At 63.7% G+C, this 13,873-nt stretch carries 19 protein-coding genes; 7 read left to right on the plus strand and 12 right to left on the minus strand.

Annotation, left to right across the window (positions count from 1 at the left end; all coding sequences use genetic code 11):
* Positions 1-670, minus strand: a 670-nt coding sequence (locus ON21_RS28970) for a DUF5753 domain-containing protein (RefSeq protein WP_039803124.1), incomplete at its 3' end; no start/stop codon positions are given.
* 253 nt (positions 671-923) lie between these two features.
* Between ON21_RS28970 and ON21_RS28975 the strand changes: the two genes are divergently transcribed.
* From ON21_RS28975 to ON21_RS28995, 5 genes are all read left to right on the plus strand, one after another.
* On the plus strand, positions 924-1,403 hold the full coding sequence (locus ON21_RS28975; protein ID WP_039803078.1) for a hypothetical protein: 480 nt from the start codon (positions 924-926) through the stop codon (positions 1,401-1,403).
* A 4-nt stretch (positions 1,404-1,407) separates the two neighbouring features.
* Positions 1,408-1,629, plus strand: a complete 222-nt coding sequence (locus tag ON21_RS28980; protein ID WP_157170997.1) for a hypothetical protein — start codon at positions 1,408-1,410, stop codon at positions 1,627-1,629.
* Positions 1,630-1,713: 84 nt separating this feature from the next.
* Positions 1,714-2,256 (plus strand): hypothetical protein, encoded by a 543-nt coding sequence (locus tag ON21_RS28985; protein WP_039803082.1) that lies wholly within the window; start codon positions 1,714-1,716, stop codon positions 2,254-2,256.
* Between the two features lie 515 nt (positions 2,257-2,771).
* On the plus strand, positions 2,772-3,152 hold the full coding sequence (locus ON21_RS28990; RefSeq protein ID WP_157170998.1) for a hypothetical protein: 381 nt from the start codon (positions 2,772-2,774) through the stop codon (positions 3,150-3,152).
* A 4-nt stretch (positions 3,153-3,156) separates the two neighbouring features.
* Positions 3,157-3,744 carry a hypothetical protein gene (locus ON21_RS28995; protein WP_039803086.1) on the plus strand — a complete coding sequence of 196 codons (588 nt, stop codon included), beginning with the start codon at positions 3,157-3,159 and terminating at the stop codon, positions 3,742-3,744.
* A 46-nt stretch (positions 3,745-3,790) separates the two neighbouring features.
* Here the strand turns inward: ON21_RS28995 and ON21_RS29000 are convergent, their stop codons facing one another.
* The 3 genes from ON21_RS29000 to ON21_RS29010 all read right to left on the minus strand — a co-directional run bounded on the left by ON21_RS29000 (position 3,791) and on the right by ON21_RS29010 (position 6,390).
* On the minus strand, positions 3,791-4,594 hold the full coding sequence (locus tag ON21_RS29000) for a MerR family transcriptional regulator (RefSeq protein ID WP_086006499.1): 804 nt from the start codon (positions 4,592-4,594) through the stop codon (positions 3,791-3,793).
* Complete coding sequence (locus tag ON21_RS29005) at positions 4,587-5,123, minus strand: VOC family protein (protein WP_039803090.1); 537 nt, start codon at positions 5,121-5,123, stop codon at positions 4,587-4,589. Before ON21_RS29005 ends, ON21_RS29000 begins: the two co-directional genes overlap by 8 nt.
* A 262-nt stretch (positions 5,124-5,385) precedes the next feature.
* Positions 5,386-6,390: a serine/threonine protein phosphatase gene (locus ON21_RS29010; protein WP_039803092.1), complete on the minus strand. Its 1,005-nt coding sequence runs from the start codon at positions 6,388-6,390 to the stop codon at positions 5,386-5,388.
* A gap of 184 nt (positions 6,391-6,574) precedes the next feature.
* Between ON21_RS29010 and ON21_RS29015 the strand changes: the two genes are divergently transcribed.
* Positions 6,575-7,786 carry an alpha/beta hydrolase family protein gene (locus ON21_RS29015; RefSeq protein WP_083880950.1) on the plus strand — a complete coding sequence of 404 codons (1,212 nt, stop codon included), beginning with the start codon at positions 6,575-6,577 and terminating at the stop codon, positions 7,784-7,786.
* Positions 7,787-8,011: 225 nt separating this feature from the next.
* Here ON21_RS29015 and ON21_RS29020 read toward each other — a convergent pair whose 3' ends face one another.
* The 5 genes from ON21_RS29020 to ON21_RS29035 are packed head-to-tail and all read right to left on the minus strand — an operon-like array spanning position 8,012 to position 10,019.
* Positions 8,012-8,401: a hypothetical protein gene (locus tag ON21_RS29020; RefSeq protein WP_157171000.1), complete on the minus strand. Its 390-nt coding sequence runs from the start codon at positions 8,399-8,401 to the stop codon at positions 8,012-8,014.
* 28 nt (positions 8,402-8,429) lie between these two features.
* Entirely contained in the window at positions 8,430-8,663 is a 234-nt protein-coding gene (locus ON21_RS38750; RefSeq protein WP_157171001.1) for a hypothetical protein, read from the minus strand.
* Positions 8,664-8,713: 50 nt separating this feature from the next.
* Positions 8,714-9,346, minus strand: coding sequence for a hypothetical protein (locus ON21_RS29025; protein ID WP_157171002.1), 633 nt, complete (start codon positions 9,344-9,346; stop codon positions 8,714-8,716).
* A complete protein-coding gene (locus ON21_RS29030; RefSeq protein WP_157171003.1) occupies positions 9,336-9,653 on the minus strand; it encodes a hypothetical protein in 318 nt (105 codons plus the stop codon). The genes ON21_RS29025 and ON21_RS29030 overlap by 11 nt, the downstream gene beginning before the upstream one ends.
* A gap of 45 nt (positions 9,654-9,698) precedes the next feature.
* On the minus strand, positions 9,699-10,019 hold the full coding sequence (locus ON21_RS29035) for a hypothetical protein (protein ID WP_039803096.1): 321 nt from the start codon (positions 10,017-10,019) through the stop codon (positions 9,699-9,701).
* Between the two features lie 356 nt (positions 10,020-10,375).
* On the opposite strand from ON21_RS29035, the gene ON21_RS29040 reads away from it, so the two are divergent.
* Positions 10,376-10,612, plus strand: coding sequence for a hypothetical protein (locus tag ON21_RS29040; protein WP_039803098.1), 237 nt, complete (start codon positions 10,376-10,378; stop codon positions 10,610-10,612).
* Between the two features lie 864 nt (positions 10,613-11,476).
* On the opposite strand, the gene ON21_RS37425 is transcribed toward ON21_RS29040, so the two are convergent.
* The 3 genes from ON21_RS37425 to ON21_RS29050 form a co-directional block, all read right to left on the minus strand.
* Positions 11,477-11,842, minus strand: coding sequence for a hypothetical protein (locus tag ON21_RS37425; RefSeq protein WP_169332741.1), 366 nt, complete (start codon positions 11,840-11,842; stop codon positions 11,477-11,479).
* A 674-nt stretch (positions 11,843-12,516) separates the two neighbouring features.
* Positions 12,517-12,939 carry a DUF6924 domain-containing protein gene (locus ON21_RS29045; RefSeq protein ID WP_051021453.1) on the minus strand — a complete coding sequence of 141 codons (423 nt, stop codon included), beginning with the start codon at positions 12,937-12,939 and terminating at the stop codon, positions 12,517-12,519.
* Between the two features lie 203 nt (positions 12,940-13,142).
* Entirely contained in the window at positions 13,143-13,733 is a 591-nt protein-coding gene (locus ON21_RS29050; RefSeq protein ID WP_039803099.1) for a DUF8020 domain-containing protein, read from the minus strand.
* Positions 13,734-13,873 lie beyond the last annotated feature (140 nt).

Consider the following 13,873-nt stretch of genomic DNA (forward strand, 5'->3'; position numbering starts at 1 on the left):
AACCGATCATGAGCGCGCGGTAGATGCCGGTCGATGCCGGCACGACGCGTATCACAATATTCGCCAGCTGACCGACGTCGGCAAGATGCTGAAGCTGCGCAGTCATGACCGAGGTGCTTCCCGCAGTGCGGTGAAGGGCGGACTCGTCAACAAAGACTTCCATGGTGAGCGGGTTCTTCTCGGCGGTGAGCCGCGATTGACGCTTCCGGCCGACCTCCAAGTGCCGCTCGACGTCTTCGGCGGGCTTGTTCGGGTACTCGGCCCAGATGATCGCTCGCCGGTAGTCGTCGGTTTGAAGCAGACCCGGCAAGAACGTGGTCTGGTACGACGTGATCCGGTTGGCGGCATCTTCTAGGCCGACGAACAGGTTGAAGTCCTTTGGGATCGTGTCATCGGTGAATGCCTGCCACCAACCCTTCGCACCCTTGGTTTCCTTCACCAACTCCAGGACCACCTGGGTTTCCTTCTCGGTGGCGTTGTAGAGCTGACACAGCCGCTCGATCAGGACCGGGTTGAAGCGGACGGGTTGACCCGTCTCCATCTTCCAGATCGTTGACCGAGCCGAGGCGATCGCGGCCGCTGCGGCCTCTCTGGTGATGTCGGCCCGCTCGCGCAGCGTCTCCAGCTGCATGCCGAGCATGCGCCGCGCGATTGTGGAATCTGTTGCCATCTCGACCTTTCGGAGTGCGTTGCAACTCGAACAAGGATGCAGCAACAACTAAAACAGCACCAGATTTTTGGAAACGTTTGCGTTGAAATCGTCGCAGCAAGGCCGGTTGTGGGTGTCTCCTTGGTAGCGCGCCCGGCGGCATGAGCGAGTGATGGCGATCGTCCGCTCACGTTCCCGACGTCGGTCACTTCCCAGCCTGGGTGGCCGGGCCGGGCGCACCTTACCCGCCTTCGATGTGAGTTGAGGTCTGCCGATGGATGAAGGAGCGTTCGGGGACACACCGCTGTCCCGCTGCATGTTCTATCGCAGGAATTGCGGCTTCAACGCCGTGATCGACCCACCGGAACTCGGCCGGATAGTGCTGCGCGCCGGATCGGTGTGGGCGGTGACGATGCCGAGCAGGTTGGGCCGAGCGGTGAGAGCACACATGCAGAGCAGCGGCATCGTGCACGGACCTATTGTCGGACATCCGCGTTCGGGTCGCTGGACGTTCCTTGTCCGTCCCGACATCGAAGACGACGACGTCAAGCTGTTCGCCGAGATGTTCCGCAGGGAGGTGAGCATCGCGCGAGAGGGAGCCGTCATCGCGCTCCCCTCCCCTAGCCCGAACGGCTCCATCCGGCAATGGGTTGTCCCGGCACGCAATGCTTTCCTTCCGTCCGGTCTTGCTGTCGTCGAGGCCGTACGGGCCTGGTCCGAAGTGGCTTCCCAGACTCCGCGCTATGGCCGGTAGCGCAATGCTGCCGGTGCTCATCGCCTTCGGGGTCGTCTCTTGGCTCGCCATCTGCTTTTTCCTGAGCACGGCGATCCTCGAGTACCGCGTCACCCGTGCGGAAAAGCTCTATCTGGAACTCGCCGCGATTCGATCAGTTCCATCCGATGCCGATATCGAGCGCCTGTGTGACCTCACCGAACCGCGCCGCGATCCGTGGGTGCGCGCGGATCTGGTTCCGGCGTAAACAGCAGCCGATCCACAGCAATACGCAGATAACACCGAATTCCGTCGCGGCTCCACGCCGCCGTCTCGTGGGAGGTGTTCACCAATGGTCGCAGAGGACGATGCCGACATCGACGCCGAGTCGAACGGGCCGTGCTACGACACCAACGTTCTCGCCCGGACCCTTTCCTGGTTGGACCACAACAACCCGCACTGGCCGATGCAGAGCTACGAGGCCGCGCGCACGGCCTACCACCATCACCAAGACTGCCCACCCATGACGTGCGCCACCTACATTGCGGCGCTCTACAAAATCAGGAAATCAACGGAGGCCGAGAATGATTCCGATTTCCCTCGTCACAGGGTGATCATGCAAGTCACGCGCACACAATCCGCCGTGCGGCGCAAGCACCAACCGCCCCTCGAGCACACCCGAGACCAGGTATCACCGCACCCGGAGCAGCCGGACGTACGCCTGGCAGTGGTGATCGACGGCCACCGCCTGGACTTCGCCGCGTGCCTCACATCCGCCCTATGGTTCCTCCAAGAGCAACACCGACGACGGTTCGTCGACTCCGTGGAGGTGATCCCCGGCGACACAACCGGCTTACCCCGCTTGCCGAACGAAAGACTCTACGACGGACCCTGAATCAGTGGTACACCCGGCAACAGATCAGCATGACCGAGCAGTTCCTCGCCTGCGGTGTCCACAGTGCCCACCGTCGAAGATTGCCGCGACGGCGCTGGCCGCGCTCGGACAGATTAGAAGCCTTCGTCAGCTGCCTTACCAGGCTGATGGATGCCGCAGGTCAGAGCGATCGCACGCGGGTCGGTTCAGCGAAGCGCCGTCCGACGGACATTGCTGCGCGGGCCGGTTGCGGAGCCGTTCACGGCGAACGCGTGACACATAAATTACGTTGCGCTGGAACCGATCGCGATCTGCGTGCGTCCAAAGATATCGACTGCCTTTATTCACAGGCCGGGGGGTGTCTCGTACTCGGGGTGGCGCGTATCCGGTGCCGGGATAGGCGAGTCGATTCATGTTTCGACGAAACAGGGGGATATCCCATGAAGGTTCGCAATGACCAATCAGCTGCGCCTACAAGCCGAGTCGGTCGAACGCTTCTCTTCGCAGCGACACTGGCGATCGCTATGATCGCGAGCGTGCTGACCTCCGGTTCCGCACAAGCGTCGTATCAGCCGTGCACCAACTACAGAGTCACCACCCAATGGGGCCGAGTCGAAGTCGACACCAGGCCGAAGGACAGAGACCCCATCGGCAACATCGCATGGGCCATGTTCCTCAACAACATCGCCGACATCCCGGGCAGGTACGACTACCAGATATTGGTCAACGGCGGGGTCGTCGAGAGGGATTACAAGTTCAAGGACGACAACTTTCACATGTCGATTCCCCGGTATCAAAAGGGACGCTACGTGTACGAGTCAGCGGATGAAATCCAGGTCATCGTCTCTCACGCCGCTGGCAAGAACCTGTACGTGACGCCGATCAACCGTTGCACCGTCCCACACACGGCAGGATAGCTACATGAACCAGGAGACATCACGGCGAGGCGCCGACCTGCTGGCGGCCGACATCGAGTCGGCCCTCGGCGTCGAGGTACACATCGACGAAACGATCCCCGAACATCTTCGCCGCCTGTCCGATCCACCGGCATGGTTTATCGAGTTCACCGTCCCCGCCTTGAACGTCTTGGTCGGCACTACCCCTGGCGAGCTCACCCCCAGCGGCGTGGCGTGCGAACTCGCCCGGCACATTCACGACGATGTCCTGTCCCGCAGTGGAAAGATCTGGCCCGCCGACCCCGCGGGTGGGGACCAGCCGTTGCTCCCCACTCTCGACGGATGGCGCGGGCCGGGTGGCTTGATACCGTTCGGGCAGGTCAAGACAGCGAAAGATCCTGATCCCAGCCTCGACGGTGTGGTCCGATGGTGGCTGCCCGACACCTACGACGGACTCATCGCCAGCCACTCTGGCGACGTATGGTTCTCCTTCTGGCAATACCAGGGCGACGAACAACTCATCACACCGGGCATGCCGGTGACATGGGTCATCGGCGAAGGCGGGCACGGAAAGTACCGCAAGGCAAGCGAAGTCCGGCCGGCTCAGCCGTAGCCCGGCGGAAGGTTGCGGCGATCGCGTTGCCTTCCTGACCCGCGCTCTACTGCCAGGTCGCGGTGTCGGGGTCGATACCGTGGGCGCTCGCGCTGGCGTCGACGATTCGACGAAACCACGCGGCAAGGCCGGCGCGGATGCCGTCGTAGTGGGCGGCGAATCCCGGATCGGCCTCGTACCTCCGGCCGAGACAGACCTGCATCTCCCTGGTGAGGGGAAAGTACGAAGCGAAGACTTCGCGGTGCCGCTCGACGAGTTGATTCGCTTCCGCGCTCCCCGGAGTGACGCCGGCGTCCATCGCATTTCCGAGGGCACGATCGAGGTCGGCCATGGCGTCGGCGATGGCCTGCCATTCCTCCGGACCTCGAGAGGCCGAGCGTTCGGCGTACTGCTGCCATTGCGTCGTGTCTCCGTAGCGATGGCGGGCTCGAGCCGGCCAGTCCGGGTTCCACCGGGGGCCGAAGATCGCGGCCTGCTGCTCGACGGTCAGCAGCAGGCCGCGCTCGTGGGCGTCGATCATCCGGTCCAGTCCGGCGCTGAGTCGCTGGAGGCGGTCGATCCGTTCGGCGACCTGGGCACGCTGCGCGCGTAATGCGCCGGGCACGTCTGCGGCCGAGTCGTCCAGAATGGCCCCGATCCGGTCCAAGCCGAGTCCGAGTTCACGGTAGACGACGATGCGGTGCAGACGTTCCAGATCACCAGCGGTGTAGAGCCGGTATCCGGCAACCGTGCGCAGCGACGGTCGGGCCAGACCGATCTCATCCCAGTGGTGCAGCGCGCGGATTGTCACGCCCAGACGGGCCGAGACCTGACCGACGGTCAGGCCATCGGTGTCAGCGGCATCAGGCATGCTCACCATTGTCGCCGCGACCGGCGCCCGGTGGCCTGATCCCGACGGCCTCGAGGTCCCGCGCCTCCTGACTGTCCGGATCGAAGGGCTTCGCCGCGGTGAAAACGATCCGTGCGTTCTCGGGGGTGGTCACCGCCACGTCACGGGTGTTCCAGGGAGTGTCCCGTGGACCATCGACCGAGTTCGGACGCAACGCACGACACGCATACACCAGCGAATCGACCTGACTGAGCACGCACGCGAAACTGACGCTCATCCCTGGTGCCTGCGCCGGAACGCTCCCCGCCGGGACCAGAAGCACGTCCTGGAACGCCCACCGGCGCAGATGCACAACCCTGCCGGGAATGCTGAACAACTCGAAGAATCCGAGCCCACGAATCCAGAACTCCACCGACGCCGCCAAATCGCTCGTCGGGATCGTCACGAACGCGGGCATTCCATAGATGCCCCGGAACAGTTCCGGCACGATCGCATCCGGGCCGGGAGCAGGCACCGGGCTCATCTCGAAAGCGTTGTAGTAGTCACTCATGCACCCCACCCTCCGACCTCACGCAACGTGAGAGTCAAGCCGTCGGGCAGGGGCATCGCCAGCTCGAGCCCGGCGACCCGCCGGATGCGGTGGCCCCTTCGCCGGATCGGCCCGCGCGACTTGTAAGGCGCAAGGCTTCGACCGCACAGGTGGGTGGCCTGCCCAGATGTTGCTGGTCGGCCGTAATTTGCTCGTACGCAACAGCTTTCGGCGCACTGTTGTCGCGGTAGCATTTTCCGGTTGTGATCAGCGCGGCGCGGCCTTAAGTACCGGGGTACTCCGCGTGGATGTCGCCGTCGAACAGTTTCCAGAAGAAGGCGTTCATCTTCGCGGCGGCAGGTGCATGCCGGGCCAAGATCGCGGCCACGACCGGTGGCACGTCATCCGGGATGTGACCAGCGGCGCACTGGCGGACGTACTCGTTGCGGGCGACCGGACCCCCGCTGGACGGCATCGATACTCCGCAGACGTCGGTCACCAGCCAGTTGACCAGTCGCATGGCGGAGTAGTCGGCGTCATGGGTGGCGTGGCGCTCAGCGAAGTCGCGCTCGGCGGCTGACAGGTCGAATCGCGGCGAGGTTGCCAGCCCGAAGTCGCTGAGATAGATCCGCTCCATATCGGTGCGCAGGTTGCCGAAGTGCCAGTCCATGTGCAGCAACTGCTGATCGCACAGAAACTGCACGATCTCCGAAAACTGACGCTCGACTGTGGCGGCCTTACCAGCCGGGTTCTCACGCAACAAATCCGCTATCGGGTGTGGGATGTACTCGCAGAACATCACGAGGCTGCACTGTGCGGCGGCCAGCGCTTCGAGACGGGTTCGCACGGCGGGGTAGCCGCCCTGGGCGGCGACCACCGCGTCTATGTCGGCGTGTTCGGCTGCGACCGGCGACCGGCCGGGTAGCACGCGCCAGTGGTAGAGCATCGGGAACGACTGTGTCACGCCGGACAGTACGGCGTCGGTGACGATGATGTTCGCGGCGAGCTCTCGCCATGCGTTGAGACTCGGGCCGCCGATGCCGTACTGGCAGAACAGCGGCAGGTCGAACAAATTCGCTGTGGATCCCGAGTTGGCGACCTCCCGGTCGCTCAGTGGGATGCGCTTGGCGAACACCGGCACACCGACGACGTCGATGAGCGCCGAGCCGCCACCCACACCCACGCTTATGGTTCGACCGGTGCCTACGAGCTCAGCGAGCTCGAAATTGCTGTGCGAAGCCATAATTGCCGAGAGCTTGCGGTGCCAGGCAGCCCTCGCGGTTGTCATCGCACGATTGTGTCACCGATCAGGCTTCTCGGCGGTCGCGACCGTCCGCGGAGCTCTTACCACGGCACCCGCTGCGCACAACTGACGGGACGTCAATGGAGGGCAGGAGTCGGTGCCTCGGGTGCAGGTGGTTGGAGTTCTGTAGGGTGGCGATTCGTTGGCGGACCGAACTCCGGGGGATGTTATGGCGCGCAGAGGCTTACAACGATTCGCGATCCTTGCCACGGCGGCGTGGACGGCCACCATCGGAACTGCGGCGGCGGGAGCCGCGCCTGGTTCGGTATCAGCCGATGCCGTGGTCGTGTCGCTGCCCTCCCCTACCGGCAACGACCCTGTCGGCGTGACCGAGCTACACCTCACCGACCCCAACCGAACCGACCCGTGGGGCGAAGGCCGCCGGGAGGTACTGGTTCAGATCTGGTATCCAGCGCAGGACTCGGATACGTCCGCTGCCGCAGCCTGGATGCCGCCGGGCGGGAGGGAGGAACAAGCCGACTATCTCGCCGAACTCGGCGTCCCTCGAGAACGCTGGTCGCTCGGCTCGAGTCACAGCTACCCGGATCGACCGGCACGTGAAGGGGGCGGCCGGTTCCCGGTGTTGTTCAATTCCCCTGGTATGGGCGATGCCACTGGCTGGAGCACGGCGCAGGCCGAGGATGTCGCCAGTCACGGTTATGTCGTAGTCGCGATCAACCATACGCACGAGGCGTTCTCCGTCCACTTCCCCGACGGGCGAGTCGAACACACTGTCGTCCCCTTGGACTCGCCGCAAGAGGTCCTGCGGGACGTCCTGCTTCCTACCCGCGTCGCCGACACTCGCTTCGTGCTCGACGAACTCTCGGCCGCCGCCACCGGACAGGAATCGCACACCGCTGGGCTCCTGCCCGAAGGACTGGCCACGAGCATGGACATGACGAAGGTAGGAATGTTCGGACACTCGCTCGGTGGCTCGACCACTGTGCAGGCGTTGCACGACGAACCGCGGATCCGCGCCGGCATCAATCTGGACGGACCGATCCTTGGATCGGTCGCCGCGGAGGGAACCGACAAGCCCCTGCTCATGCTGGCAAGTGGCGGCTCTCCCTGGTACGGCAATCCTGGGTGGGAGCCCTACTGGTCCAGCAACACCGGTGTGAAGCTGCCCCTTCAAGTGTCGGGCACCGAGCACATGTCCTTCTGCGACCAGCAGACGATCCTTTCCCAGCTGACCGCTGCCGGGCTGCTGTCAGCGGAAACAAAGACAAAAGCAGTCGGCAAGATCGACCCTCAGAGGTCGACCGACCTGCAACGAACCTATCTGCGCACCTTCTTCGACGCCGTCTTCGGCCAGAACAACACCGCCGTCATCGAGGCGATCACAACCCTGGCCCAACCTGAAGTCCTCCCACACCCGTAGGTACCGCGTGCCAGCGAGCCCAAGAGTTGCCCGAGTAGAGAAAGCCGACCAGCCCTCGTCGACTGCGACGCGTGCCCAGCTGTTGCGAAGCAAGGCGTCGCCGATGCCGAATTCAGCGACGCACCAGCAACGATTCGTCGACTCCGAAGAGGTAATCCTTGGCGACACGACCCGCTTACGCTGGTCGCCGAGCGAGAGACTCTACGACGGAGGGTGAGGCGCAGATCATTCAGGTGCGTAGAGTTCGGGTTTGAATAGCGCTTCGGCACCAGCGCGGGTGTAGAGCTTTCGTTGCAAGGAACGCAGGATCGTGATCGCTTCGGCGTCGCGTATTCCGTTGACAATTTGGAACTCGACACCCGCGCCGAATAGATCACTACCGAAAGCCAGTTCGCTCAGAAACAGCACCCTGGCAGTCTCGACCTCGGTCAGCACGGTGCCGTCGCGGACTGCGCGACGGAGCCTGGCGGTTTCGTCATCGAACCGGTCACGATCGGCAAACCCCAGTGCGCGCACTGGTATCGGCGCGTTCGTCGAGACTCCCACCCAGCTAGCGAGAGCCCCGTCCACGAATTCGCGTTCCGCGGGGGTCAGCTTCGACATATCGAATTCCAACAGTCTCTCCTGAAGTTGTGGTCGCTGCCTACCGGTTTCCACCAGGTTTTCCCGGAGGCGTCCCTCCGGTGCCGCCAGGGAGACGGTCAGGGGCCAGAGACGGATCCGTGGTCTGGTTGGTGAGGCGGATGAACTCGCCCAATGGGTCCTTCGGCCGGTAGACGGTGCCGTGATCAGTAGTGCTGGGGTCAACGATGACGATGAATCCGTCGTAGCTCATCATCACGGGATTGCCGACTTTATCCTTGCCCAGACGCTCCATTTGTGGGCCTTGGATGATCTGATAAACCTACTCCGCGAGCTCGTCTTGCGTCATTCCCTTGAAGTCCGGGCGGTGCTTGTCCAGGCGTGACCGTAGGCGATCTCCTGAGCCATCCTCATGCCCGGATCCTTGCTCCACCCGCCCGGCGGTTGTGCCAGCCCGTCATTGGCGGCCTGGAACAGTATGTCTGTCGACTCGAGTAGTTGAAGTTTTTCGTTGGCCTCGGCGATCTTCGCACCCCACTGGGCATCGGCCGTCGCCAAAGTCGACACCAGGCCGTTCAGTCGCGACAGTTGCGTGCCCGCTTCCGAACTCCAGTCATCGATCCCGGTAATGCTCCAGTCGTCGGCAACGTTGACCGGGGAGACGACGTAGTGCTCGAAAATGGTCTTGATCTCCGCCAGCGGGTATTGCATATCGCGGGCAGCGCCCGCGCAAGCGGTACCGAGATCGTAGAACGCCGTGGCGATCGTGCGCATCTGGGTTTGCTCGCGGTCGGCCTTGTCCTCGGCCGCGTCGCGGGCGTGTCCCTGCCACGCGAGGTCGTGGATCACGGTGTGCATCGAGTTGGACGTCTTCAGGACCACGTCCACGATCTGGTTGGACCTGTCCGCGATGCCGACCAGCGCCGAAACATCCCAGCTCAGCACCTCCCCCGGTGTGGGTGTCGCTTTAGCTGCCATCGTGGGCACCAGTCGGGATCAGGTCGGTCACCGCAGCCAGTTGGGCGGCGGCTGCCATATCGTCGTCGCGGTAGGTACTCGCCGCATGTTCGAGGAGCTCTGCGAATCGAGTGAACCCAGCTTTCAACGTCTCTCGCACTTGGGATGCCAACGATGTCGTCTGCCCTAGGCTGTGCCCGACTGCGGAGCCATCCAACTTCCCGTCGACGTGATCGGCGCCCAAGGGTGCAACTTCATCCATCTGTTCTGGCAACACAGCCAATGCTTGGGCCGCCGCCCGTAGGCTCTCCGGATTGACGTCGAACACAGCGATCCCCCGCTTCAACTCGGTCCTCGTCCGGCTCGACCCACCCTAGTTCACTGAGTCTGTGACTCGCAGCGCTGAATGGCGGCGATTTGGTGATGCGGGGTGGCAGTGACTTTCGGGAGGGCTGTTCAGTCCGAAGAATTCGTGCAGTTCGGGTGGGATGGCTCTCGGCTCCGGTTGGAAGGTCTCGATCAGCAGGTCGTCGGGGCCTTGTGCCATCGCGTAGGAGACGGTGGGTCCGAATGTCAGTGTCTGCTGACCGGGTTGCATGGGCGCCAGCGCCAGGTCCAGGGACGCGTCGATCAGTTGCAGTGTCGGGGACATGCCCCCGGCGTACGCGATCATGGACCGGTCGAACAGGTCCATCACCGGGGACGGGGAGCACCCGCTCCCCCGACGCTGAACTCGGTCACATCGGGACCCACTTCCGGTTCGGGCCTTGGGCGGTGAAGTCGCGTCCCAGAGTGGTCAGAGCGATCCGACCGAGCAACCCTTCGAATCCCAGAGCGCTGTGCTGCGGATACAACTCGACGTTGTGACATGAGAGGCGTGTCAATAATCGCTGTAAGCTCATTGCTGTTCGGCCAAACTCGTCTGGGTCCAACTGAAATCGCGTCTCTGCGTGGTCATTCGCGCGGACCGCGACTGCTAGAGCCACTCCGCCTGGGTGGAGCGGCTCCATCCGTCGCGATTCGTCGGCGGGTAGTAACGCAGGATGAAGGATGGAGGTGGTGCCCATGTGGGTGCCGACGCCGAACCCGTCCCGGCCCAACCGGGACGGCGCCGCTAAGCGGTGGCTGGAGCCTTTGCTCTGGCTGCGCACCGTGGTGAACGTTGTGGATCTGGCGACGCGGTACCTGCCGCGCCTGGCTGAAAACGCCACCGCCAGCCCAGCGGTCATGGTGACCACCAAGCTGGCGGCATGGGCTCTGCGCGCGATTATCGGCCTGATCAGCTAGTTCGCGAGCAGGTCTCCTAGACGGGTTAGGGCTTGGATCACTGCTCCAACAGTGTTCCGGGCCCTCTCCCACATCTGGAGCTGTGGACACCACAGAAACAAGCGCCTCAGCGCCTACCCGTTTCCGGGCGTACACGTTGTGTACTGTACTCCCCTTGTACTCCCCACCCAGTCGGAACGGCCTTCGAATGGCCTGTGACCATGGGGTTTTTACTCGACCTTTTCATTTTGAGTGAAGTGCTCCGCAAGGGCCACGCACGCTGACCGTTGTCGCGTTCCATGGAGCCAGTCCATACCAAGAGTTACAGCCCAACCGCTCCACACCCGGCTCACGCGAGGCAGCAGTGTCGTCTTGAGATGCCTTGGGGTTCCGTCTTGGTTGGACCCCGCGGTGGATGTATCGGAGTAGTTGCCTGACAACCACGGTTATCGGGCAAGATAGCGCCGGGGCGGGTGGAGCGAGCTGGCGCGACTGCGTCCGGCCCCGCGGCGCTCAATTCCCAGTTATCGGGGGACAACTTGGCGGAGTAGAGCGCGTCCTGCGAGAAGACGGACGTCATCGATCACATGCTCGGCCCCAAACCCGCGAATCGGCGGACGGAAAGCCAGCACCTCGTCGGTCTCAACGACCACATCGACATCGATCACCCCGGGAATAACCTCAGCGCAATACCAATCCGGCTCCGCCACACCAGCAACCCTACGGGCGCCCCTCCGGGCAGCAGACACGCCAGACACACGACGTCACTTTTACCGATCAGCATGACCCTGAAACCGCCCAAGGACACCAGGGTCACCGCGAAACGGCGTCAACATTCACCGTCCTAGCCGGATGTGGGAGGTGTTCAGCAGGAGTGTGCGGGGTTCAGATGCCCGCGCTGCCGGTGGATGGTCGCGCCCTGCGCAGTTCGCAGGCCAGCCGGTCGGCATCGGGACGGTCCTCGCCGGAGCGGGCGCAGCCCCGCGAGGTGTAGCCCTGTCGGTCATAACCCCAACGGTCATAACCGTAGTGGTCGTAGCCCCAACGGTCGTAGCCCCAACGGTCGTAACCCCAGACATCGAAGCCGTCGGGTCCGTAGGGGTCTTCAGGCTCAGCGGGTTTCGGAAATGACGGCGTCGTTACGGGCGGTTCGGTCGTTACCGGCGGAGCGGTGGTTACCGGCGGGGTAGTGGTTACCGGCGGAGCAGTGGTCACCGGCGGAGCAGTCGTCACCGGCGGCACCGTCGTCACGGGCGCGGTGGTGACGGGTGCGGTAGTAACCGGGCTTTGATCAGGGGTTGCGAATGCCGGTATGACAAGCGCGGCCGGAGCAAGCGCCACCGTCCCGGCGACTGCGGCCAGCAGGACCGACTGCCGAACGGTGCGCGGACTTCTCCTCCACTGCGACATAGTTGACCTCCAAACGCGAAATGAGCGCGCTCACCGCACCCGAGTCCCCTATCGGTCGAATGTCCAAATCTGTTACACAGAAGTAAGTTTCGCACCCGTCCCGATTCAAGAGGCGTGTGAGCACTGGAGTTCCGGCCGTACGGGCGCATGTACCTGGTTACACGATCCTTACCGGCCCCCCCGAGTGGCGGCATGTGTCGTGGGCGATGCAGTTCGGTATCCAGGCAGGGTCCTGGATTGCGTTGCTCGCCGAAATTCCCGCCGAAGAGGTCACCACCTTCACCGTGGACTGGGAGGACTCCCCGAGGCGTACACCGCACACACCACCAAGCTGGTCCTGCACCGTCGACCCGGTTCACGCCGCCGCTACGGAAGGAGCCACGCGGTGATCAACATGCATCACACCCATCTCATTGCCACCGGGAGTACTAGGCACAGGCTGCATTCGTTGGCCTGCACCCGGCTTGTTACCGGTGGCAGACGGTTTTCAACGCCGGCATGAGTGCCGGCCGCGGTCACCGATCGAAGCCGCGGAAAACACCGTCGTCGTCGACGCCGCCGGCGTAGTCCTCGAAGTCCATGTTGGCGAGGAGGAAGTTGACCTCGACCTCGGCCATCGCGCTGGGCGCGATCCGGAACACCGCGTCGCCGTCCCCGCGGGCATCCTCGTCGCTGGTATCGACCGCGAGGAGTGGGTGCTCAGGGTCGGTCATCGTGGTGGTGTCGGCGAGGAACACATAGGTCTGGCCATCGACCAGATCACCTAGGTCGGCGGGGGTCAGCCCGTCGAAGGTCACGTCGTCGACGGGGGTCAGCTCTGTCATGGTGTCTTCGTCGTAGGACGCGATGACCGCCGCGAGGGTTTGGGCCCACGCCGCGTCATCGGTGAAATCAGTACGCAACAGAAGCGATTCGCCCTCGGGCAGAGACCGTGCCATACGCCCGATTGTGCACTAACGCAGCCGAACACCATGCGTGGCGGCACAGAGGTGCTCGGACTCTACGCAGACCGACACACCCGGTTGAGGTGATCGGCGACCAGCCTGCCGCACGCAGGTCGCTACGAGCCCCTCCGTTGTCCACAGCGGGGGTCGTACCGCGCAGCCGGGTCGGCACGCGATCGGCCGCGTCGGCCGCTATTTCACCTGCCCTGGTTGGCGATGAACCCCTGTACGGCGTCGAGGAACTCCGGGCCGCCCATGGCGTATCCGCCGATGGTGCCACCGATCAGCGCACCGATAGGGATGCTGACACCCCAGACCAGAATCACACACGCCCCGAGGAGACCACCGACGATGGCACCGGCGACGACGCCGGGCAGGTTCTTGTTGATCTGCTCCTTGAGTCGGTCGTAAGAGCTGATGTCCTTCAATTGCGCGATTTCGTCTGCCGTCGGTGTCGAGGTCAGGGTCCGGCCGTCCGCACCGACGTGCTGCGCGATCTCGATCGAATGCCCGTCGACGGCGTACTGATGCGGCACTTCGGTCACCGCCGCTCCGTCGTCGGATTCGAGCACCACCGCACCGTTCTGCGCGATCTCGAACCTGCCGTTCTCGACGGTGGTGGTGACGACTCCGTCGGCCGGCGAAATGGTGATCCGGTAGTCGATTCCGTGATCCACACCGGAAGTTGTGTCCCCCACAGTCGGCTGCTCCGCATGGGCGGTCGCCGCGGTGATACCCACGGCCGAAATGGCCATGAAAACGGCAGCGCGGATTTTCTCGAACTTCATTCTTCGAATCCCTCCACTCAGCTGCCCCGGATGGGCGGACCGAGTCCGACCTTAGGCGTCGAATGCGAGGGTGTGTGGTACGCCACACACGCGGGTACGAAGTCGCGGCAAATACACTTCCCCCATGCGACGACCGCGCG

This window comes from Nocardia araoensis NBRC 100135 (genome assembly GCF_000308435.1).
GTDB classification, from domain to species: domain Bacteria; phylum Actinomycetota; class Actinomycetes; order Mycobacteriales; family Mycobacteriaceae; genus Nocardia; species Nocardia araoensis.